This is a genomic window from Paenibacillus nicotianae (assembly GCF_042681745.1).
Classification (GTDB): Bacteria; Bacillota; Bacilli; order Paenibacillales; family Paenibacillaceae; genus Saccharibacillus; species Saccharibacillus nicotianae.
The window spans coordinates 2,582,994-2,605,332 of record NZ_JBHUGF010000010.1; the positions used below are offsets into that span (position 1 = coordinate 2,582,994).

General features: G+C 39.5%; 20 protein-coding genes. 12 read left to right on the plus strand and 8 right to left on the minus strand.

Translation table 11 applies throughout. The features are described 5' to 3' along the window. Positions 1–8 precede the first annotated feature (8 nt). Positions 9–239 (minus strand): helix-turn-helix domain-containing protein, encoded by a 231-nt coding sequence (locus ACFSGI_RS15570; RefSeq protein WP_379283612.1) that lies wholly within the window; start codon positions 237–239, stop codon positions 9–11. Between the two features lie 157 nt (positions 240–396). Between ACFSGI_RS15570 and ACFSGI_RS15575 the strand changes: the two genes are divergently transcribed. Then, positions 397–690 (plus strand): hypothetical protein, encoded by a 294-nt coding sequence (locus ACFSGI_RS15575; protein WP_204825135.1) that lies wholly within the window; start codon positions 397–399, stop codon positions 688–690. Between the two features lie 8 nt (positions 691–698). Here ACFSGI_RS15575 and ACFSGI_RS15580 read toward each other — a convergent pair whose 3' ends face one another. The 5 genes from ACFSGI_RS15580 to recQ all read right to left on the minus strand — a co-directional run bounded on the left by ACFSGI_RS15580 (position 699) and on the right by recQ (position 7,278). Beyond that, entirely contained in the window at positions 699–1,715 is a 1,017-nt protein-coding gene (locus ACFSGI_RS15580) for a hypothetical protein (protein WP_204825136.1), read from the minus strand. Positions 1,716–1,829: 114 nt separating this feature from the next. Then, on the minus strand, positions 1,830–3,599 hold the full coding sequence (locus tag ACFSGI_RS15585) for a B12-binding domain-containing radical SAM protein (protein WP_204825137.1): 1,770 nt from the start codon (positions 3,597–3,599) through the stop codon (positions 1,830–1,832). Continuing rightward, positions 3,596–4,321: a thioesterase II family protein gene (locus tag ACFSGI_RS15590; RefSeq protein WP_204825138.1), complete on the minus strand. Its 726-nt coding sequence runs from the start codon at positions 4,319–4,321 to the stop codon at positions 3,596–3,598. The genes ACFSGI_RS15585 and ACFSGI_RS15590 overlap by 4 nt, the downstream gene beginning before the upstream one ends. A gap of 77 nt (positions 4,322–4,398) precedes the next feature. Continuing rightward, a complete protein-coding gene (locus ACFSGI_RS15595; RefSeq protein ID WP_204825139.1) occupies positions 4,399–5,238 on the minus strand; it encodes a hypothetical protein in 840 nt (279 codons plus the stop codon). 156 nt (positions 5,239–5,394) lie between these two features. Further along, the gene (recQ, locus tag ACFSGI_RS15600) at positions 5,395–7,278 is read right to left on the minus strand and encodes a DNA helicase RecQ (protein WP_204825140.1); all 1,884 of its coding nucleotides are present in this window, start codon (positions 7,276–7,278) and stop codon (positions 5,395–5,397) included. A gap of 168 nt (positions 7,279–7,446) precedes the next feature. Between recQ and ACFSGI_RS15605 the strand changes: the two genes are divergently transcribed. The 5 genes from ACFSGI_RS15605 (at position 7,447) to ACFSGI_RS15625 (ending at position 13,871) form a co-directional block, all read left to right on the plus strand. Then, entirely contained in the window at positions 7,447–9,102 is a 1,656-nt protein-coding gene (locus ACFSGI_RS15605) for an AraC family transcriptional regulator (RefSeq protein WP_204825141.1), read from the plus strand. Positions 9,103–9,188: 86 nt separating this feature from the next. Further along, complete coding sequence (locus ACFSGI_RS15610) at positions 9,189–10,169, plus strand: ABC transporter substrate-binding protein (protein ID WP_204825142.1); 981 nt, start codon at positions 9,189–9,191, stop codon at positions 10,167–10,169. 18 nt (positions 10,170–10,187) lie between these two features. After that, the gene (locus tag ACFSGI_RS15615) at positions 10,188–11,195 is read left to right on the plus strand and encodes a FecCD family ABC transporter permease (protein WP_204825143.1); all 1,008 of its coding nucleotides are present in this window, start codon (positions 10,188–10,190) and stop codon (positions 11,193–11,195) included. Beyond that, positions 11,188–12,213, plus strand: coding sequence for a FecCD family ABC transporter permease (locus ACFSGI_RS15620; RefSeq protein ID WP_204825144.1), 1,026 nt, complete (start codon positions 11,188–11,190; stop codon positions 12,211–12,213). The genes ACFSGI_RS15615 and ACFSGI_RS15620 overlap by 8 nt, the downstream gene beginning before the upstream one ends. A gap of 71 nt (positions 12,214–12,284) precedes the next feature. Beyond that, positions 12,285–13,871, plus strand: a complete 1,587-nt coding sequence (locus ACFSGI_RS15625; RefSeq protein WP_379283617.1) for an alpha/beta hydrolase — start codon at positions 12,285–12,287, stop codon at positions 13,869–13,871. Positions 13,872–14,055: 184 nt separating this feature from the next. On the opposite strand, the gene ACFSGI_RS15630 is transcribed toward ACFSGI_RS15625, so the two are convergent. Together ACFSGI_RS15630 and ACFSGI_RS15635 are read right to left on the minus strand one after the other, a co-directional pair. Then, on the minus strand, positions 14,056–14,985 hold the full coding sequence (locus tag ACFSGI_RS15630; protein WP_379283619.1) for an alpha/beta hydrolase: 930 nt from the start codon (positions 14,983–14,985) through the stop codon (positions 14,056–14,058). 13 nt (positions 14,986–14,998) lie between these two features. Continuing rightward, positions 14,999–15,937 carry a LysR family transcriptional regulator gene (locus ACFSGI_RS15635; RefSeq protein WP_204825146.1) on the minus strand — a complete coding sequence of 313 codons (939 nt, stop codon included), beginning with the start codon at positions 15,935–15,937 and terminating at the stop codon, positions 14,999–15,001. Positions 15,938–16,049: 112 nt separating this feature from the next. Here ACFSGI_RS15635 and ACFSGI_RS15640 point away from each other — a divergent pair, with 112 nt between their 5' ends. The 6 genes from ACFSGI_RS15640 to ACFSGI_RS15665 all read left to right on the plus strand — a co-directional run bounded on the left by ACFSGI_RS15640 (position 16,050) and on the right by ACFSGI_RS15665 (position 22,298). Next, positions 16,050–17,351: an amino acid permease gene (locus ACFSGI_RS15640; protein ID WP_204825147.1), complete on the plus strand. Its 1,302-nt coding sequence runs from the start codon at positions 16,050–16,052 to the stop codon at positions 17,349–17,351. Positions 17,352–17,473: 122 nt separating this feature from the next. Further along, on the plus strand, positions 17,474–18,298 hold the full coding sequence (locus ACFSGI_RS15645; protein WP_204825148.1) for a hypothetical protein: 825 nt from the start codon (positions 17,474–17,476) through the stop codon (positions 18,296–18,298). 200 nt (positions 18,299–18,498) lie between these two features. Beyond that, positions 18,499–19,242 carry a response regulator transcription factor gene (locus ACFSGI_RS15650; RefSeq protein ID WP_204825149.1) on the plus strand — a complete coding sequence of 248 codons (744 nt, stop codon included), beginning with the start codon at positions 18,499–18,501 and terminating at the stop codon, positions 19,240–19,242. Continuing rightward, a complete protein-coding gene (locus tag ACFSGI_RS15655) occupies positions 19,242–20,603 on the plus strand; it encodes a sensor histidine kinase (RefSeq protein ID WP_204825150.1) in 1,362 nt (453 codons plus the stop codon). The genes ACFSGI_RS15650 and ACFSGI_RS15655 overlap by 1 nt, the downstream gene beginning before the upstream one ends. Positions 20,604–20,640: 37 nt before the next feature. After that, a complete protein-coding gene (locus tag ACFSGI_RS15660; RefSeq protein WP_204825151.1) occupies positions 20,641–21,669 on the plus strand; it encodes an RluA family pseudouridine synthase in 1,029 nt (342 codons plus the stop codon). Positions 21,670–21,782: 113 nt separating this feature from the next. Then, positions 21,783–22,298: a hypothetical protein gene (locus ACFSGI_RS15665; RefSeq protein WP_204825152.1), complete on the plus strand. Its 516-nt coding sequence runs from the start codon at positions 21,783–21,785 to the stop codon at positions 22,296–22,298. Positions 22,299–22,339 lie beyond the last annotated feature (41 nt).

The window sequence follows — 22,339 nt, forward strand, 5'->3', positions numbered from 1 at the left end:
TTTATTATCTACTTATTCTCTGCTTCTTCTTGATCTGGTTGGTACTCAATCAAGTCAGACAATTGACATTGAAATGTATCACATAATTTAAATAGTGTTTCTAGCTTGGTTGTTTCTACATTTTCTTCTCGATAAAGCTTATTAATCGAATTGCGACTGAGCCCCGACAATTTCATTAATTCTGTAATATCGTCGATTCGATGTTCAGCCATCAATATTCTCAAATTGCATTTAAGCACTTCATTCACCCCTCATAGCTATTATCTTATCTTTCACTTTTCTTTTATTCAATATCAAACGTATTAATTAACTCTATAAAGTTAAATAATCACTTTACATAAACTTCGTAGAGTTATATAATAACCTTGTAGAGTTAATCGAAAGAGAGATGATGATATGTTTACTACTCCCCAATCTTTAGAAATCATGCTTGAACCTCTAATCCGTAAACGATTAGAACTATTGTATTCTGATCTACAAGAAGCTGAATCTACATATGTCTCTCTTCGCAATGAGTGTGACAAACAATTTTCAGTTATGCGAAATTCTTTGCCAGATCATTTACAACATACTGCATTTATGTACGAAGATGTTCAACTTGAATTGCAAGCTATTGTGGAAAGTCGAATTTATTTGCAAGGATTTAAGGATGCGATTGAACTGTTTAGTGAATTGAATATTTATAAATAAAAAAGAGCCTAATGGCTCTTTTTAAATTTTACGTATTCAGTATAAATAACATAAAATATTGCATTCATAATATTATTGTATAAAAAATTATAATTTTTTATATCATCAAATATATCATCCCAAGCTAATTTATGTGCAGTAGTATTTCTAATTTTTCCAGCAACAGTAAAAGATAATTTTAATTTATTTTTTAATTTCAAGTCTAACACTTCATTTAAAGAACTAGCACTTATCTTTATATCATATAAATTATACTTTGATTTAAATTTAGAGTCATTATAGATTTCACCTAATGTTTTTCCATCATAATGCAATTTAAGTAAAGACTCGACAATTAATGTTCCCTTAAAAAGATGCAAAATTATTGGCTCTATACTTCCTCCAATTTCTCCTCTAGTTTCTACGAGAATTTCAATTTCTTCTTTCTCTAAAATAAAAGAATATATAGCTGTTATAATAGAAGATTTAGCAAGAAAATTTTCTGATTCTGCTAATATATTTTCCACAAAATTTTGTATAAACCTATTAAAATTCAAATCCCAATTCTTATTAAATTCCTTTAATTCTTGTATTAGTTTATTCTTTAAACTTTTCACAAAAAAATCTTCTTCACCTAATTGAAGTTCAAATTCTGTATTTAATGTAAACATTAAGTACGCAGCATATTTTTTCCAAATACCTGCTGCATTTTTCCTATCTTCTAAAATAGTAGCATTCAAATAAAAGGAAGCTTTCTCATAATGCTTAGTCAAAAAATAAAACATACTTAAAAAGTAAAAGGGAGTCCCTTTATGCATTTTTTTATATTTTTCTTTGTTACATGCACTAACTTTTTTTAATAAATATTTAGTAATTTCAATTCGAAAATATATTTCTGTTTCTTTGCTATAATATGTATTTTCAATCAATAATTTATTTGTATACCTTTCATCAAATTCATTAAAAAATGTACCATCATCACTTGCAATTTCAAATTCTTTTAATATTTTATTCCAATTTAAATTTTTTATTTTTTCAATAGACATTATCTCTCCTCCTTTATATTTTCTATAATAAATATCGTAATGTTTAAATTATTAATTTTACTTTATAAAAAAACACCAGCTATATCATGACAATATAACTGGTGCTTCTTGATCCTACATCGCTGCCCCTTCAGGCGATAAAGCAGTAGTGAAAAATACAGGTTTTTGCTGTTCATTCTGCTGATATGCTACCAGTAACAGACTGCGTCCTTCGCTTGCAGATAACGGCTCACCCGCAAGAATCTTATCGAGACGGAATGGTAATTCTTCCATGACTGTATGCTTGTGAAGTTCTTTGTCATTCAATTTCAAATCAACAAACTCGGTTGAAAAGTCTTCCGGTTGTTGAATCGCATGTCTGATATGGCTGGACATTTGATCTTTGTTCATCGTGAAGTCCCACCAGATTTTGCGTGGTTTGTATTTGTGATTCAGGAAATAATCTAACTTCATCAATCCCAGTACAACATCCATACGCGGTGTCTGGCGATCCATTAAGAATGCTTGTAAATGGGTAAATAAATCTTCCAATTGGTGACCAATCTTCTGCCAGCCTTGTGCTTCCCAGTAATTGCCGAACTCCTGGAAAAAGTCGAATGGCGACTGAAACTCGTTATATAGCAAATAGTTGAGCGTATAATCCATGCGATGCGCATTCCAGTATTTCTCCAACACATCTTCCAGACGCTTCAAGCGTACAATATCTTCAAAAGACAGCTTATCACTACTTAGAATCTCATACGGAGCATGATCCATATACGTATATTGATACTTGTCTGCATCGATCCGAAGCCCTGTTCCCCGTAACATTTTGAGGAATCCCAATTGCAATTCTTCTGGCCCTAATGCAAATACATCGTTAAACGTTTTGCGGAATGTATCGTAATCTTCGAGCGGCAATCCTGCGATTAAATCTAAATGCTGGTCGATATTACCGGACTCTTTGATCTTTGTTACGGTACGACTGAGCTTGGTAAAATTCTGACGACGCTTCACCAGTTCATTGGTCGGATCGTTGGTCGATTGCACACCAATCTCAAAGCGGAATACACCCGGTGGTGCATGTTCTGCCAAATAATCCAACACTTCTGGACGCATAATATCTGCGGTAATTTCAAATTGGAATGTACATCCATTATGGTTAGCAATTAAGAACTCGAACATTTCCATCGCATAATCACGCTTAATATTAAACGTACGATCGACAAATTTGATTAATTTAGCACCTTGATCGATCAAGTACAGAATATCGCTTTTGGTACGTTCGATATCAAAGTACCGCACACCGACTTCAATACTCGATAAGCAAAATTGACAGCTAAACGGACACCCACGACTCGTTTCAAAATATACCACTCTCTTCGCAAGTTCAGGTACATCTTCGACAAACCGGTACGGTGAAGGTAGTTCATTGAGGTCTAGTTTCGGACGACCTGGCATCATAATCAGTTCTTCGCCTTTGCGGTAAGCAACCCCGTAGACAAAATGATATTTACCTGCCCCTTCGATCTCTTGTAGTAAATGATGGAACGTTTCTTCGCCTTCACCAATCACGATAAAGTCGATATTGCTTACACGTTTCATCCAGTATTCAGTATCATAAGATACTTCAGGGCCACCGAGAACAATTTTCACTTCTGGCATTACTTTTTTGAGAATATCGACCACTTTAATCGTTTCTTCAATATTCCAGATGTAACATGAGAATCCGATCACATCCGGTTTGCGTTGAAATAAGTCAGATACGATATTCATCACTGGATCTTTGATTGTAAATTCAGCCAATTCAATATCAAAGTCTTTTTCACTAAAAGCTTTGAGACAACGAATCGCAAGTGATGTATGGATATACTTAGCGTTCAATGTAGATAATACGACTTTCATAGCGATATGCTCCTCTCATGCTGTAACAAAATCATTCGGATATCGGCAAGCACCTGTTCTGCGCAAGTATTAATAAAGAAATGTCCACCATGATAAGATTTGAATGTGGTTGGAAATGAAGAGTACTCACTCCATGCTTCGATATCTATCGTTGTCATTTGATCCTGTTCTCCGGTCAATACAGTGATCGGGAACGGAAATGCTTCATACTGCTTGTGATAGCGATATTGCTCTACAAGCCTAAAATCCGCACGCAATACAGGAATAATCATTTCCAATAATTCCTTATGTTCCAGTATAACATCCGGTATTCCGCCGAGGGTAACGACTTTTTCAATAAATACTTGATCCGGTAGGTGACTCCACTCTTTGCGACTGGCAATATGAGGAGCTACTCGTCCTGAAAACATGCTTGTTACCGGATAACGACCTGTTTCAGTATATACTTTATGTATCATTTCAAATGCAAGAATACTTCCCATACTATGCCCGAAAAAAGCAAATGGACGTTGATCTTGAAAATAGGGCTGTATCTGCTGCCATAGATCGTTAACAATAACCGATACATCGCTAACTAAAGGCTCTGCTATTCGCGCTCCATGACCGGGAAGCTCAATCGGAATCAATTCAATCTGTGGCTGTAATGATTTTTTCCACGCATTATAAATATAAGCATTACCACCTGCATAAGCTAACGTAAATAATCGAATCTTATTATTCATCTGTATTCCTCCATATGATTGTTAGGATATGGCTATGCAGTAAGTAAGGATAATGAGCTAGAATTATACAAAGTCTGTTATAAACATCCCAATACCCATCCTTCTAATACACTCAATTGCTGTTCTGCTTTGCTTAATGTAGGCAAAGATAGATACGGTTCTAATGTCTCTTCCTGATCACGTTCTTGCATCCATGCTGCGATATAATACGCATCACGTTCATGCTCACTGTAAGTAGATATATTGGATAGATGAGGTTCGGTAATCATTCTTTTTTTGTACAATGAAGGATATGCTTCGACAATCACATGATGGTCTTTTGGTATTATTTTACCATCAAATGGCCAGAAGTGGATGTTCATTCCATGCCTTTTTTGCCAGTACCGTAGACGATAAATCCAGGGTAATCCTGTATGAGTCGAATAAGAGACTGCCCCTTGCATACCAGAGACGCGATCGAGATCGACTACACTTTTGGTAGAAGGTACAAATTCGCGTTCGACTAATCTCTTGGCGATTGAATTGGTGTAATGGGCTTGCTCTTTACTTTGCTTCATGGTGAGTCTGGTCGTCTGCCATGTCCGATAGCTCCATTGGAGAAAATCATCCCACTGATCTAACTTCAGTTGTTGCAACACCGATAAAGGATACGATAGCCCATGATCAATCCCAATAATCATTGTTTCTTGACTGGATAATAGCTGATCTCGTAACCAGAAATACACTTCTTCTCTTGACCAGAGCTGATCTTTATCTGACGATGATGACTTGGAAGTAAGCGAACTAGAAGTAGATGGGTAGACTAAAGATGCTGGCGAATCTATACGTCCTTGTACAACAGCTAATCCTTTTATTTTGGAGCGTGGCTTATCTGCTCCCGAGTAATCTATTCCGATATATTTTTCAAATAAAGGCATTCTTATCTTCCTCCGCATATTCTGTATGTTCTTCTTATATTGCTAAGGCTAGATTGCAAAATAGTACAAAAAACCGATACTTTGTACCGATCTGTTCTTTTCAATATCTTTTGCGAAAAGAAACGTGATCGAAGTATCGGTTATTGGATGTTTCTTTTAAAATTCTTCCATATCGTAATGCCCTTGATTCATATCCATACTTTCTTTCTGGAAAAAGGCAAGGAACGGTTCGCCATATTTGCGGAATTTCACTTCGCCGACCCCTTTAATTTCCAGCATTTCGCCTTCGCTTTGCGGTTCGACAACACTCATTTCACGCAATGTTGCATCATTGAAAATAATATAAGATGGCACACCTTCGCGGGATGCCAATTCACGACGAATCAGACGCAATTGCTCGAAGATCGTCTCGTTAACTGCTGAAGCATCGTTATTACGGCTCGTAGTGCGACTACGGCTAGAACTTGAACTGCTAGAAGCAGAACCCGCTATTGGACGTGGTGCACGTTGCATCACTTTGCGCTGTCCTTTGAGTACTTCGGCTGCGATCGGTTGTAATTTCACCACCGGATATTGCCCTTCTGTTAGAAGTAGATACCCTTCTGCTGCCAGTACATTGATCCGCTCGGAGATTTCTTTTTCTGACAAATGAGACATTAATCCATGTGTAGGCAATTGATCGAATTGGTATTGTAGTACTTTTTTGTTGCGCGAACCTTTGAGCACTTGCGCTACCACCGAGACACCGAATCGTTCGCGCAAACGATGAATACATGAGAAGATTTTCTGTGCATCAATCGTCATATCGACTAACTCGCGCGCATCACGACAAGAGCTACATTGTCCGCAAGGTTCACCAGAATGTTCTTCATGAAAGTAATCCAGCATCGCATTACGCAGACATTTGGTGGTATAACAGTAATCGACCATCTGTTGCATTTTGCGATAATCGTTATGCTTGCGATCGCCTTCATGCATATTTTGTTCCAATAAAAATTTCTGAGTCATAATATCTTGCGGGCTAAATAGTAAGATACATTCACTCGGATCGCCATCACGACCTGCACGACCCGCTTCTTGAATATAAGCTTCCATATTTTTAGGCATATTATAATGAATAACATAGCGAACGTTAGACTTATCGATGCCCATTCCGAATGCGTTCGTAGCCACAATCACCCGAATATCATCGTAAATAAAAGCTTCTTGACTCTGATCCCGTTCATCATCGCTCATCCCCGCATGATAACGTCCAGCCGCTACACCACTACTAAGCAGACGACTATACAGATCATCTACATCTTTACGAGTAGCCGCATAAATAATACCGGATTCATTATCATGCGACTTGGCATAATCAATCACAAAATCGCGTCGCTGTGTGCCACGCATAACCGCCATCGCTAGATTATCCCGACCAAGTCCTGTAATAAACACCTGTGGATCATCTAATTTCAATAAGCGCAAAATATCGTCACGCACTTCCGGGGTAGCTGTTGCTGTAAAAGCCGCAACAATCGGGCGCTGTGGCAATTGATTTACAAATGGTGAAATTTCGAGATAACTGGTACGAAAATCATGACCCCACTGGGATACACAGTGTGCTTCATCGACAGCGATACAAGTAATATTCACACCATTCATTTCTTCGCGGAACCAATCCAGTTCTAATCGCTCAGGTGCTACATATAATAACTTCAGGTCTCCACGACGTGAAGCTCGAATCCGTTCATTTACTTCTTTCCCTGTTAACGTGCTATTAATATAAGCCGCCGGAATCCCTGCTGCTATCAACGCATCGACCTGATCTTTCATCAGTGAGATCAGCGGTGAAATGACTAGCGTCACTCCGTCATTAACCATCGCTGGAATCTGATAACAGATCGACTTACCGCCACCTGTCGGCATAATTCCGAGCGTATCCTGACGTTGTAGTAGACTATTAACAATCTTCCGTTGACCTTCTCTAAAATCTTCATATCCAAAATACTTCTGTAACAAAGTCTGTGCTTCCTGCATCACAGGCGCTTGCACGCTCATTGCCAAAACTCCTTATCCTGATTCTGTAGTGAAAGTGTTGCTTTCTTCTGCTTCAAATCTATACTTCTATTTTAACAGAGAACGAACGATAATTCTCAGCAACTTATCAATTCTGATATAATATGTATGATAATGATTATCATTTTCATATGTAAAGGAGAATCAACATTGACCTTTCCACACATCATACCGATAACTGCTCAAGCACATCCTTATGTTTTACAACTGCACCATGCAGATATTCAACACATACAAGCTCAGACTTCAATGTCATTAACACAGATCATGGCGACTCATCTTACGATGCTTGTCCTGATCGAAGGAGAGTGTATATTAAAGCGTGAAAATACCCCCTATCCTATGAGACCCGATACCATCTATCTGTGTCATTCTGGCAGTACATTTGCTTTGTCCTCTGAACATATCCATACGCAGGTAGCGATGATTCAGATAGAGTTGTTTATTCCGCATCCAGACGATTCTAGGCAATTGCAGTCTGTTACAGATTCACAACATATGTATTTTCCAGCAGAAGCTACACTTCCATATGTCAGTGCAAAGTGTCAGCAGATTTGTTCTGCTTTCCGTTCCACTCATCTCTTACATCGCTGGCGTGCCCAGATTGATGCTACTGAATTGTTGTTTGAAGTAGCTACCGTCAAAAAAGAATCTACTCTTCAGCAAGAAGATGGTCTGGTACGTGCTCGAAATTATATTGCGGATCATCCTCAGCAAGCGCTGACTCTAGAACAATTAAGTCAGATTGCTGGACTCAGTGCCAAGCATTTTTCTGATGTATTCAAAAAAGCCTATGGTCAAAGTCCTCATGAATATATGACTGAAATTCGTCTTACTCAGGCTAAACAACTTATGCTTCGTTCAGGCTACAAACTGAAAGATATCGCACATGAAGTTGGTTATCGGGATGAATTTTATTTTAGTCGTGTATTTAAAAAAGAAACAGGTGTATCACCTTCAAAATATATACACAAACGCAAACAAAAAGTAGCCGCGTATGCGAGTGTGTCTACACTTGGTTATTTGTTGCCACTTGATATTGTGCCTTATGCGGCTCCACTGCATCCCAAATGGTCAGGATATTATCTAGAGCGTTACGGTGCAGATATTCCTTATCATTTAGAATATGGAAGTTCGGATCAGCAGAATCCTACCGTTATACGACAGCTAGAAGAACTCAAGCCTGATTGGATTGTATGCACCCGTGATATTCAATCGGAAGAGTATAAGCAGTTACGTCAATATGCTCAAGTCATTACATTACCAGCAGAACAGTCTGGAGCATGGCGCACAGGATTATATCAGCTAGCAGAACGCCTTCATATGATTCCAGAAGCTACACGATGGATCGATACGTTTGATCAACATACCGCACATGCTCGATCATTACTTACCGGTTCAGATGGTGCTAGACCTTCTGTGTTATTTGTTCGTATGCTTCGTGATCAATTATATAGTCTTGGTTCAGCAGGCATATTGGATTATGTCTATCACGAACTAGGGATACAGCGTCCTTCCGATACACCGGCAGACGATAATGAAGAAGATATCGTCACATGGGATCAATTACAAGCAAGCGATGTAGAGCATATTTGTATTTTGATTCGTCAAGATTCGGAAACGTTAAAACACTGGCATCAATTACATCATTCTGCTCGCTGGCTGGATCTACAGGTGATCCGTCAACAGCGATTACATCTGCTGAGTTCAAGTCCCTGGCGTGAATACTCTCCTATATCTTTGAAAAGAGTGCGTGAAGAGCTGGTACATTATTTGTCCGCCAAAAGTCCATGTTCTATCCGTTGATTGTCTATGGAAAAGGCTAAATATAACCTCTATGATAGCTATTGAGAATCTTTCTCACTGATATCGAGAGGAGTTATATAATCATCATGAAAAAATTAGTAATGTCTATATGTATAATGGCCACACTTGTATTATTGGCTTCATGCGGTAAGTCAACAGCAACAGAAGGGACTCAGTCTTCAACAACTACACCTGTATCTTCTACAGATTCTGCTTCTACAGCGACGCGAACTATTACGTATTTAGACAAATCCTATACGATTCCAGCTAAAGCAGAACGAATCGTTATTACCGGTTCTTTGGAAGCGATGGAGGATTCTATTTTACTTGATATTCATCCTGTTGGAGCGATATCTGTCTCCGGTAAATTCCCTCCGTTGTTCGCTTCCATCACTGACCAAGCAGAATCGATAGGAGAAAAAATTGATCCGAACTTTGAGAAGATTTTGTCGCTCAAACCGGATGTGATTCTCGGAACAACCAAATTCGATCCGGCGGTACTGGAAAAATTGCAACAGATTGCCCCTACGATTCCTTACTCTCATGTGGCTACAAACTGGGAAGCAAATCTAACCCTTTTAGGTGAGATCAGTGGCAAGCAAAAAAAAGCAGCACAAGAAATCACTGCGTACAAAGCCAATTTAGCAAAAGCGAAAGTTTCTTTACAACGTACTTTAAAAGATAAACAAGTATTGCTAGTTCGTATGCGTGAAGGATCTGTGTGTTTGTATGGCCCTGATTTGTACTTTAACCCTGTATTGTATAGCGATCTGGGGTTAGCTATTCCAGCAGAAGTTGCCGCTGCCAAATCACAAGAAGCGATCTCAATCGAACAATTTGCTCAAATGAATCCAGATGTGTTATTTATCCAGTTTTCAGAAGATGAAAATCCAGATGCTACCGGTGCGTTGGAAGATTTACAAAACAATCCGATTTTCCAAAGTATTCAAGCGGTAAAAGATGGCAATGTCTTTGTCAATGTAGTTGATCCGCTCGCTCAAGGTGGAACTGCTTATAGTAAAATTCAATTTCTTCAAGCTTTTGTTGATACGTTACAATCCAAATAAGAAAGTACTGAATCGAATATGTACAACAGCAACAAACTACCGGCAGTCATCTTTTGGACTGCACCGGTAGTAACTATTGGCATTATTGTGATCTCTGTTCTGTATGGAGCCAAAAACATCTCCTACCTTGACGTCTGGAACGCTATATTTCATTTTGATGCTGGCAATGTAGATCATCAGATTATACGCCATTCCAGATTACCTCGGGCGATAGGCGCTTTGCTAATTGGTGCTTTTCTCGCAATGTCTGGCGCAGTGATGCAAGGAATTACTCGTAATGATCTAGCTTCCCCTTCCCTACTTGGTGTATTGGATGGCTCTGTATTTGCGATTACATTATGTATGATCTTTGCGCCGTCTATACATGGAAGCAGTCTTATTCTCGTGTCTATGTTAGGTTCGGCTTTGGGGATGCTGTTGGTATTCGGCATGTCTTCGCTAATCCCGGGAGCGCAGTCACCGATTGTGCTGGCGATTCTAGGCACATTAACCGGAATGTTTTTAAATGGATTGGCTGATGCAATTGCGATGTATTTTCATGTATCTCAGCGGATTAGTTATTGGTACAATGCTCGCTTGTATCAGATTGATCCTGAATTGATTCAATTATCTATTCCATTTGCTATTGTAGGCTTTGTGATGATGTTGATCCTTGCACGCTCTATTTCTGCGTTATCTCTGGGTGAGGATATATCTACAGGCTTAGGACAACGGGTCAAACTTATCAAATTATCGGCTTTTATAGCAGTAGCTTTGTTATCCGGTATTTCTGTTGCTCTGGCGGGAAAGATTGCTTTTATCGGCTTGATCGTTCCTCATATTGCCAAAATGATCGGTGGAACAGATTATCGCCGTATTATTCCGTTATCTGGCGTTCTTGGCGGTCTATTTTTAGCTTGTTGCGATATTTTATCTCGCTTTGTCAATTATCCATTTGAGACTCCTATTGGTGTAATTACTGCTTTGTTCGGCGTTCCTTTTTTCCTTTACCTGATTCGCCGTAAAGGAGGACAACGACATGGATAACCATTCTCAAGCACGTTATATATCGACTATGAGTATTGGAATCATATTGATTTTGCTTATCGTGGGGATCGGTCTTACTTATGGTGAACTCAGACTGTCATGGATGGATATGATGTCTACATTGCTCCATAGATCGAATGATTCTTCTCACTATATTGTAATTTTTCAATTTCGCTTGCCTCGTATTGTATTGGGTTTGCTGATTGGAGCCACTCTGGGTATAGCAGGAGCTGTTGTACAAAGTCTGACTCGCAATCCATTAGCTGATCCGGGGATTCTAGGAATTAATGCAGGCGCAGGTATGTTTATTGTGTTGTTTATGTTTTTGATTCGTGATCAGATTGATATCACAGGAAATGTAGCTATTATGATGATGCCTTTATTTGGTATGATCGGTGGTTTGTTAGCTGCGTTGCTTATTTTTCTACTGGCAAAAGATCAGAATGGGCTTAATCCACAACGATTGATTCTGGTAGGAATCGCGATCACTACAGGATTCTCGGCTGTTACTTTGTATGCCTCACTCAAAATGAACCCGCAAGATTTTGAAAAAGCGGCATCCTGGTTATCTGGAAACTTTAATTCAGCGAACTGGCTATTTGTTCTTTCTATGCTTCCATGGATTATAGTGTTGCTTCCATGGTTGCTTTGTCAGACACGTCTGCTGGATGTGATGCGTTTAGGCGATCATACGTTGCTTAGTCTGGGAGTACCTTTGCGTAAAAAACGTAGTCAATTGATGTTTATCAGTGTAGGTCTTGTAGCTGCTGGTGTGGCTATATCGGGTAGTATTGGCTTTGTAGGATTAATAGCTCCTCATATGGCAACCCGGCTTGTAGGGCTTGCTCATCGGCGTGCTCTTCCACTCAGCGGTGTAATAGGTGCTTTGCTGGTACTGATTGCTGACTTTATCGGACGTACTTTATTTTCTCCGGCTCAATTGCCTGTAGGGATCGTTCTTTCTATTATAGGTGCACCTTATTTTGTATGGTTATTAAGTAGACGTCGCCAAGTCTAATGATCGTATAACATAGAACATCTGATATAACATCAGCTATCGAAAAGTCTATCGTGAAAGGAGAATATATGATGAAACGGACAGATCAATTAGATATATTAGGACGTAAATTAACGGTATATGTACCGCCTTCTTATCACCTGTCAGAACGTTGTTATCCAGTCGTTTATGTACAAGATGGATGTCAATTGATTACCCATTGTCAAAATTATCTTGAACGATTATTTCGAGAACAATGGTTACATGAAGTAATTCTGGTAGGCGTACATACGGATCGGCGTACTTATGACTATACTCCCTGGGCAGCTCCGGCTTTGAATCCTCAATTTCCTCCTTTTGGTGGACAAGCATCATCTTATATTGATGAATTGGCCGATCAGGTGAAGCCGCATATCGATCAACGTTATCGCACACTCACAGACCCTATCCATACAGGGATGATTGGTGGTTCTTTGGGCGGGTTAGTAAGCATGTTTGCCGCGTACTGGCGACCGGATGTATTTGGCTGTCTGGGTATGCTTTCTCCTTCTTGCTGGTATGAAGGCGTGATGGATTTTATTGAAGAACATCCTGCTCCGTTATCTACTCTCAAATTGTATGTATCGATAGGCAATCGTGAAGGATTATACAAACAAAATGCTCAACAACATATGGTCAAGCATGTATTGAATACTTGTGAATTGTGGCAAGCCAAAGGGTTTCCTACAGATCATCTTTTGCTAGATATTGAAGATGGCGGTACTCATGATCTGATGTTTATGACACAACATTTTATCAAAGCATTACAATTTCTTTTTGGTGCTACTTATACAGACTCTTCTAGTGCAAAGCCAGATCATCCAATATCGCAACGTTATGCTATTCCAGCGACAGATACATTTGTTATGCGTTCCAAGCAGACAGGGTTAGATTATCATATTTTTGTCTATGTACCGACCAAGCCAGCACCTGTTGAAGGATACTCTGTACTTTATACTGTAGATGGTAATGCTTACTTCGGGTCTATTGCCGAGGCGATGCGCTTACAGACTCGTCATCCACGCGGTCTACCTTCAGGCATAGTGGTAAGTATCGGTTATTTAACCGATGAACCTTTTGTATCTGAGCGACGTTTTCGTGATTTGACGATACCTGATATTCAATCAGGCTTACGACCGGATGGAACGTCATGGCCTTGTAATGGAGGAGCCGATGATTTGCTAGATTTTATAGCATCCGAATTAATGCCCGAGATTCACAATCGATATCCTGTTCATCCCCAACAACAAGGATTGTTCGGTCATTCATTAGGAGGATTTTTCACTTTATATACGTTGATTACACGTCCTACTCTATTTCAGACATATATCGCCGGAAGCCCTTCCTTCTGGTGGAAAAATCGTGTTCTTTTTGATCTATTACCTGCTCTGCAACAACGTCTTACGGATGAGAATCTCCAGATACAGCTTATGCTTGCTATTGGAACCAATGAGCATGAATCAATGCTTACTGATACCCGTTTATTTTATGAGCAAATAAAATCGTCTCAAAGTAAAAGTGTTATACGTGTAGAACATATCGAATTTGAAGGTGAAGGTCATATGTCGGTATTGCACTCAATCATTAGCCCGATGATCCGGTTTATGTTTGCGCAAGAAGGCGCTGAACTATGTATCTAGATCAAGATAGATATGTATCGCGATAATCATCACCTTTTCTATCAAACAGTTAAGTAAAAAGCTATACCATAGATAGTTTATCAGACACAACAAACAGACCTCCCACAGTAGAAGGTCTGTTTGTTGTGTCTGTCTACTATAACTATCTAATTGATATGGAATACGACATTTGAATCGTTATCGTTTAACGGTAGATCATTGTCGCTACATCATGCAAAGATTGTCTGGCTGCGATACTAATACCTGCCATTTGGAAAAATCCATGATTCACACCGAGATAACGACGACAATGTGCATTTACATCTGCTAGTAATAATTTGCGATAAAAAGCTTCATTTTCAAATAACAACGGATCAAATTCAGCCGTTAACATATAGGTTTCTGGAAGTCCGGTTAGATCTTCTGCATATAATGGGCTTACTTCTGGATGATCTAAAGGTAAATCGCCAAAATAAGCTTCATATCCACTAATCAGTACATCTCTAGTCACAATATAATCATTCCCATACTGTGCATACGTTGTGCTTGTCCCGCTGGCATCCAGCATAGGATAAATAAGAATCTGACGCTGTGGCAACCAATCGCCCTGCTCTTTTAACCGTAAGCATGTAACCAGAGCTAGATGTCCGCCTGCGCTGTCTCCTGCAATTGTGATGCGGTTGCGATCTCCACCCCATGCTGTTACATGTTCTCGAACAATCTGTACTGCACGTAGTGCATCATCATGTGCAGTTGGATATGTATATTCTGGTGCTAATCGATAATGCACAGCAATAACTAGAGCTTTACCTTCATAAGCCAATTGACGCATCTGCTGATCATGAGTCTCCAAGTCTCCGCTTACAAAGCATCCACCATGATAATAGATTAATACAGGTAAGTCAGACTGATCTACCGACTGATAAATACGTAGCGTCATATTATCCATCGTTACATCGCGAATAGAATAAAGCTCTACTTTGTCTCCTGCTAACGCTACTGTACTCAGATATCCTGCGCGACGTTCTTGTATACTTTGATGAAGAACAGACGGACGACCTGCTTCTACAAACTCTTCTACCAGTTGACGTATTCCTTTTTCCAAATGATCTAAATGTTCTACTTTATGCATCATAGTTTCTCTCCTGTCATTCGATATGATCGATATTTACACTGTATTGATACAAAGGGGCGCGTTGCCATTCAGAAGCATGACGATGCACGATGTTTAGAAAAGCATCCAAAGCAGGTGATTGCCATTTTTTTAAATGATAACTCAGTTGGGTATACACTTGTTGCTCACGATCATCCCAATCCAATCGTGCTAATTTGTGTTCTTGCAGTTCGCGTTCTACTGCGACAAGGGGTAAAAAAGAAATGCCCAATCCTGCCATTACGCATTGCTTGATAGCTTCTATACTCCAAAATTCCAGACTGGGATCAGGAAAAATTCCATGACTATTTAAATATTGTTCAAATAGTGTGCGATACGTACAACCGGATTCAGTATGCAAAATCGTCTCGGTACGCAAGTCTTCTGGAACAATAGTAGTTCGACCGACCAATGGGTGATCAATAGGTGCAATCATCGCCATCTTTTCATACACAAGTGTCTCGATATGCAATTCCCGATCTTCCATTTCTGGTTGCAAAAGAAACGCCATATCTAACGCTCCACTACGAATCATTTCTAACAATTCTGGACATGCTCCAGGTTTGAGAATAATTTTGACGGCTGGATAATGGGTGCGATATTCACGAATAATATTAGGCAATCGAAACGCAGCCAGTGATTCTGGAGCCCCTATAGTTAATGTACCCGACATTTCTGCATCCGAACGAATTGCGTCTTTGGCTAATGCGTGCATTTTAGATATTTCTTGTGCATACGGAAGTAAGCGACGACCTGCATCGGTCAGTAAAATCTTTTTGTTCATGCGATCAAATAGAGGTGTACCCAGCTCTGCTTCAAGCGCTTGAATCTGTGCAGTGATACTAGATTGTGCATAATCTAGGCGTTGGGCTGCACGTGTAAAGCTTCCTACTTCCACTACAACAAGAAAGGTAAATAAATGTCTGGATTCCATACTCAACTCTCCCATCGGTTTTTTAGATGGATTGCATTTGAAATTTCTGTTTTTCCGATAGCAATATTATCTGCTACTCTATAACAAATGACAAGGAAAGCAGGAAAATAAAATGACAACTTCACATTCATCGAATCTAAAACGGACGATCGGTTTACCACAAGCTGTCGCTCTATATATCGGAGCTGTTCTAGGATCAGGCGTTCTGCTTGGTCCTGGATTAGCAGCTCAAATGGCAGGGCCTGCTTCACTGATTGCATGGGGATTTATGACGTTATTGATATTGCCAATGGCTTTGGCGATGGGATTATTAGCTGCCAAATTCCCCAATGCAGGTGGAGTCTCTCATTTTGTACATCTCGCTTTTGGTTCGCGTGCAGGTGTTTTGGTCGGTTGGTTTTTCTTATTATCGATTCCTATCGGTGCACCGGTAGCCGCTCTTACCGGTGCAGGTTATATGACAGCAGCTATGGGGTGGAATGAAACGACTCGGATGGGAATAGCGATCGTGATGCTATTGGTGGGATTAATCACCAACTGGTTCGGCATGCAACTCGCTGGCAAAATTCAAATAGCTGTCGTTATTTCGATTATCGCTGTACTTACATTTGCTATTATCGCTGCTGCTCCTGAAATTCAAATGATTCATTTCACTCCATTTATGCCTCATGGTTGGACAAGTATCGGTCAAGCGGCTGCAATTTTGTTCTGGTGCTTTATTGGCTGGGAAGCAGTATCTCATCTGTCAGAAGAATTTAAAGATCCACGTCAAGCAGCTATTCGCGGTGTGGTGATCGCCGCGATTATCGTAGGTATTTTGTATTTTCTAACTGCACTGGCGACTGTAGGCACACAAAGTTATCTGTTAGGCGGATCGGATGCATCATTGGTCTGGATTATCAGTCGTCTGCTTGGTTCATGGGGTGCTGTATTAGCTGGAGTTACCGGTGTCTTTATTTGTACAGCTACTATTATTGTATATATAGGTGCTTCTTCTCGTGTTGCTTTTGCATTATCCAGACAACAGTATGCTCCTCAATGGATGAGTATATTATCTCCTACATACAATACACCTGTAGGTGGTATTCTTTTTTTAGGTGTTTGTTTTGGATTGATTATTGTTTTGTATGCTACTCATATCGTTTCATTGACTACATTGATTCAATTGCCGAATGCGACTTTCATTTTGACCTATCTTTGTGGATGTGCGGCAGGGATTCGTTTATTGCGTGAAAGTCGTTTTGGATTAATTATTAGCTGGATGTCTTTTATAGCTACCGCTATTATTTTTCCATTTACAGGTTGGGCTATTTTGTATCCGGTCGTGATCACTGTCTCGTTCGCAATCATTATGAAAGTACAATCTAGATATAGAAGAAATACTTTAACGATAGCAAACGAAAAGTTAAAATAATGTTGTTCCAGACAGAGATATCATTTACTTTATTATTTCATACACTTTTCACACATCTATTCCATCATTCTCACATAACCTCTTGATAAGATGAATTTACATTCTAAGAAGAGGTGATTCCAATGAAAAAATGGACAAAAAATGCAGCAGTATTATTAACAACAATCAGTGTGCTAGGAGGAGCAACAAGCGCTTTTGCAGCGACGCCAACTACAACGACTCCAGCAACTCAAAAAACGACTATACCTGTAACAACAACTCATAAAACAACAGCAACTCCTGCTAAAAAAGTAACAATGCCTACAAAATCAACTGCTAAAACAGCAAAAATAGTCACAGCCAAACACAGAGCAACGAAAGCGAAACACAAAGCTACGAAAGCCGCTCATAAAGCAAAACACAAAGCTACAAAAGCAAAACATAAAGCAACCAAAGCGGCTCATAAAAAAGCAACAGCTCACAAAACAGCAGGTACTACACATAAAGTCGTGACGACTACTCCAAAACACAAAGCAGCTCGTCATGTATCTAAATCAGTAGCAACCAAACATCATGCTACAAAAACGACGCACAAAAAAGCTACTGCTCATAAAAAAGCAGGTACTACACACAAAGTGGTAACAACTGCTCCAAAACACAAAGCAGCTCGTCACGTAGCTAAACCAGTCGTTGCCAAACACAATGTTAAAAAAGCAACTGCTACTAAAGCAACGACTCACAAAAAAGCAAATACTACACACAAAGTAGTGACTAAAGCTCCAAAACACAAAGCAGCTCGTCATGTAACTAAACCAGTCGTTGCTAAACACAACGCTAAAAAAGTGACTTACAAAAAAGTAGCTCATCCAAAAGTGGTTGCTCACAAAGCAACAACTACAAAATCAACTGCTACCAAAGCACCCGTAACTAAAGCAACAACACCTGCAAAAACAACAACACACAAATAAAAGGATCATGTAAATACATCAAATTCCTTTTAGCTAGACATGTAAACTTGCTAAGTTATGACTAAAACTCACTCTTAAAGACGGGACTGCCTAGCAGGTTCCTGTCTTTTTGCTTTAGGCAAACTTTGATATTGGTGACCCTGCTCTGCTACATTAAGATTAGAACGTTTATATCTCTGGAACGATAAGGAGTTACCGCCATGACCAAACTATTTGTAGTTGATGATGATCCGTCTATTTTGCAATTAATTTCTGAGTATTTACGCAAAGAACAGTATGAAGTAGTTTCTTTTGCTCACGGGCAACAATTGGTTGAACAAGTACAACATGAACATCCCGATTGTTTAATTTTAGATATTATGATGCCTGGTATAGATGGGCTTACTTTATTAACGGAACTTCGTACATTTACAGGTATTCCTATTATTATGATCTCAGCGCGTGGTGAAGAAGTTGATCGGATCAACGGTTTGGAATTGGGTTGTAATGACTTTTTGAGTAAACCTTTTAATCCTCGCGAATTGGTGGCGCGTGTAAAAGCGATGCTTCGCTTAATCGACACCGGCAAACGTGCAAGCAACCCGATTAGCGTGTCTACTGTTGCAGATACGACAACACCACCTGTGACTGAAACTTCCACCTCTTATGTCTATGCAGGTAATTTATCGATCTCAGAAGAATTTCGGCAAGTGTTAATCCAGAATAACGAGTTGTATTTTACTTCACGTGAATTTGAATTGCTATTATTTTTGGCGACTCATCTACAGCGTCCATTCAGTAGAGAACAATTGATTCAACAAGTGTGGAATTATGATTTTTTTGGAGAATTACGAGTCGTGGATGATCTGGTCAAACGGATTCGCAAAAAATTAGTTCAATATCAGTCAACGCTAACGATAGATACCGTATGGGGATTCGGCTACAAAGCCGCTGTACATGAATAATGAAAACGATTCGTGGCAAAATGTTGCTGTCACTTTGTGTAGGTATGTTGATGACGGTAGGAATTACCGTCTTTTTCTTTGTACAATTAATGGATGATATTTTACTCAATCAAGTCAAACAGCAATTATCTGCTCAGACGATCAAAGCAGCGCATATTTTGAAAGATCAAGATATTGATGGGCTTGATAGTACAGACTTTCGCTTTTTTATCAAAGATATTTTGTTTTATGCTGATTATTTTGTACTCGATAAAAACAATAAAATTATCACTTCCAGCAATACGCAAAACAATGGTAAAATCCTCAAAAACTTTTCCAGTAATCATCAAGGATATATGCAGTTAAATGGCAGTAAAGTGTTATACAGTGAAGCTCAACTCAATCATCAACCCTTTCGTGTGATTCTATATTCTCCATTATCATCGGTACGTGCTCTCTATATTCCTTTGCTACGAACCACTTTATTATCGATTGGTGCTAGCTTTATCGTTATTTTGTTTATTGCTTTTTTTGCTGTATGGCGTATGGTACAACCACTCAATCGGTTAAAAGAAGCAGTCAGTCGGTATGAACCTCATTTACAGCCTAATGAACACTTTTTACAAGCAGATCATACCGAAATTGGAGAATTGATCAGTACCTTTCAATTAATGGCAGACCGATTACAGCGACAACATCAATACCAGATTGAATTTTTGCAAAATGTATCCCATGAATTGAAAACACCGCTGATGTCGATTCAAGGGTATGTCTATGCGATCCAAGATCAGGTTGTTACGACCGATCAAGGATTAGAGATTATTACCACTCAATCGAAACGCTTGATTCATATGGTTGAAAAATTACTGCAATTGTCCAGACTCGAAAGTGTAGATGAAGTCTGGCAACAGACCACTATCGATCTCAAAACGATGGCAGAAGAAGCGATTCATTTACTACAACCGGCGGCACAACAACGCCATATTCAGCTACAAGTTATCGGCCCTTCACTGGTTATAGCGATTGCGGCGGAACAAGTTTTTCAAATTTTGCTGAATTTGCTTCAAAATGCTGTTCGTCATACTGCTACACGGGTAAAGTTGATTATCGAACCAACTTCAGATCAGCAATCATGGTGTATTCATATCGACGATGATGGTGAAGGACTATCAGAGGAAGAACAGCAACAGATTTTCCAGCGCTTTTATACAGGTAAAAGTGGAGTCACCGGGCTAGGACTTGCGATCTGTCAACAAATTGCATCTCATTTGCAGGCAGAGCTTCTATGTACTTCTTCCCCGCTTGGAGGAGCTAGATTTACTTTCATCTTACCCAAAATAACAGAATTAACAAATACGGGTGCAAGATCACTATCTCCATGATATAGTGAAGGGGTTAATTACAGGAGGCTCATAGCTTATGCAAAAGAAAAATTCCCGTTCTCAGTCATCTTCAAATCGTTCCAAACCAACAAAATCAGGTCATAAAAGTAAACCAGGCACTAACTCATCCAGAGCGAAAAGCAGTTCATCTCGCAATGGTTCCTATCGTGGCAAGCCACTTCCACCTACGGTCTATACAGTGAAAGAAGCAACAGAACTTCTTCCTTTTTTGCTGGATCATCTTACACACATCAGCCGTAACTCGGTAAAATCGATATTGGCGCGTGGTCAGGTCATTATTAATGAAAAAACCGTTACAGCGTACAATCATATGCTTCGTCCCGGTCAAGAAGTAATGGTTCACAAAGAACCACCGGTTGCCGCACCTGCTATGGTCGGTTTGTCGATTATGTTTGAAGATGAGCATTTGATCGTGATTCACAAAGATGCTGGACTACTATCGATCGCATCGGATAAAGAAAAAGATATCACCGCTTATCGTCAGCTTACCGAGCATGTACGTGCGACTGATCCTGAACAACGTATCTTTGTAGTTCACCGCTTAGATCGAGACACATCCGGTGTAATGATGTTCGCCAAATCTCATGAAGTTCAACAACAATTGCAAACTACATGGCGCGAAAGTGTAGAAGAACGCACCTATGTCGCTCTGGTTGAAGGCGAAGTGAAAAAGCCTGAAGGAACGATCTCTTCATGGCTTAAAGAAAGCAAAACGCTTAAAATGTTCTCCAACGCTCATGATAATGGTGGACAACATGCTATTACTCATTTCAAACGATTGCAAAAAACACGCGAATATTCTTTATTAGAAGTTCGTTTAGAAACAGGACGCAAAAATCAGATTCGTGTTCATATGGAAGATCTAGGACATCCTATCGTTGGTGATAAAAAGTATGGTGCTCGTGCTCAAGGGGTCGGTCGACTTGGTCTACATGCACGCGTCCTCTCCTTTATTCATCCGGTTACCGGAGAAACCATGCGCTTTGAAACGGATATTCCGAAAAGCTTCAAACATCCTTTTAAAGATGTGCCTGAATCTAACTAAGTGATCATGTATGCTGTTACGAAAACAGGTGCTAGACTGCACCTGTTTTTTGATGCTTATCTCTTTTTACGTATGTTATAATCACCACTACTCATTATTTACAGGAGGCTATTATGCTTAATTTTGAACAAAAGCTTGAACTGCTACAATCATATCCACAACTGCAACGCAAAGATGTTTCTCTAGGTCGTGTGAATTTTCATTATGAGGACAGTGCCTATGAGAAAAAGATTGTCGCTTTCCATATTCATCCGAATGGTAATGGTTATATCTATGCTGGATTATTGCATAACTATGAGACCGATGATAAAGGATTTGTCAATATCCGCGACTATTCTGAAGAACAATTACGCACTCTACTTGATGAGACAATCCAAGCTATGTCATACAATCACAAAGCTGTAGAGTCGAAAGAGCAAGCAGCAGCTAAAGCTTCTTTCAAATTAGCCACTACCACTTCTACAGGTGGTACATGGATTGATGAAGATGGACATATTTTAACTTTGAAATATGAAGATGAGATGTGGTGTGTTTATTCCGGTCTTAATCTAGATATGGCTTTTGAATCTCGTAGCGAAGCTGGTGACTATCTCAAAGAAGAAGGATTCAAACCCCAGACTCAAGCTTGATTGTTAACGATTTATTTTAGAGTTGCCAAAAGGTTGTTGAA

What these genes read in the sequence shown, in the direction of transcription:
- ACFSGI_RS15575 (WP_204825135.1), top strand. Translation starts at nt 397, where the DNA reads ATGTTTACTACTCCCCAATCTTTAGAAATCATGCTTGAACCTCTAATC.
- ACFSGI_RS15580 (WP_204825136.1), bottom strand. Translation starts at nt 1,715, where the DNA reads ATGTCTATTGAAAAAATAAAAAATTTAAATTGGAATAAAATATTAAAA.
- ACFSGI_RS15585 (WP_204825137.1), bottom strand. Translation starts at nt 3,599, where the DNA reads ATGAAAGTCGTATTATCTACATTGAACGCTAAGTATATCCATACATCA.
- ACFSGI_RS15590 (WP_204825138.1), bottom strand. Translation starts at nt 4,321, where the DNA reads ATGAATAATAAGATTCGATTATTTACGTTAGCTTATGCAGGTGGTAAT.
- ACFSGI_RS15595 (WP_204825139.1), bottom strand. Translation starts at nt 5,238, where the DNA reads ATGCCTTTATTTGAAAAATATATCGGAATAGATTACTCGGGAGCAGAT.
- recQ (WP_204825140.1), bottom strand. Translation starts at nt 7,278, where the DNA reads ATGAGCGTGCAAGCGCCTGTGATGCAGGAAGCACAGACTTTGTTACAG.
- ACFSGI_RS15610 (WP_204825142.1), top strand. Translation starts at nt 9,189, where the DNA reads ATGAAAAAATTAGTAATGTCTATATGTATAATGGCCACACTTGTATTA.
- ACFSGI_RS15615 (WP_204825143.1), top strand. Translation starts at nt 10,188, where the DNA reads ATGTACAACAGCAACAAACTACCGGCAGTCATCTTTTGGACTGCACCG.
- ACFSGI_RS15620 (WP_204825144.1), top strand. Translation starts at nt 11,188, where the DNA reads ATGGATAACCATTCTCAAGCACGTTATATATCGACTATGAGTATTGGA.
- ACFSGI_RS15625 (WP_379283617.1), top strand. Translation starts at nt 12,285, where the DNA reads ATGAAACGGACAGATCAATTAGATATATTAGGACGTAAATTAACGGTA.
- ACFSGI_RS15630 (WP_379283619.1), bottom strand. Translation starts at nt 14,985, where the DNA reads ATGATGCATAAAGTAGAACATTTAGATCATTTGGAAAAAGGAATACGT.
- ACFSGI_RS15635 (WP_204825146.1), bottom strand. Translation starts at nt 15,937, where the DNA reads ATGGAATCCAGACATTTATTTACCTTTCTTGTTGTAGTGGAAGTAGGA.
- ACFSGI_RS15640 (WP_204825147.1), top strand. Translation starts at nt 16,050, where the DNA reads ATGACAACTTCACATTCATCGAATCTAAAACGGACGATCGGTTTACCA.
- ACFSGI_RS15645 (WP_204825148.1), top strand. Translation starts at nt 17,474, where the DNA reads ATGAAAAAATGGACAAAAAATGCAGCAGTATTATTAACAACAATCAGT.
- ACFSGI_RS15650 (WP_204825149.1), top strand. Translation starts at nt 18,499, where the DNA reads ATGACCAAACTATTTGTAGTTGATGATGATCCGTCTATTTTGCAATTA.
- ACFSGI_RS15655 (WP_204825150.1), top strand. Translation starts at nt 19,242, where the DNA reads ATGAAAACGATTCGTGGCAAAATGTTGCTGTCACTTTGTGTAGGTATG.
- ACFSGI_RS15660 (WP_204825151.1), top strand. Translation starts at nt 20,641, where the DNA reads ATGCAAAAGAAAAATTCCCGTTCTCAGTCATCTTCAAATCGTTCCAAA.
- ACFSGI_RS15665 (WP_204825152.1), top strand. Translation starts at nt 21,783, where the DNA reads ATGCTTAATTTTGAACAAAAGCTTGAACTGCTACAATCATATCCACAA.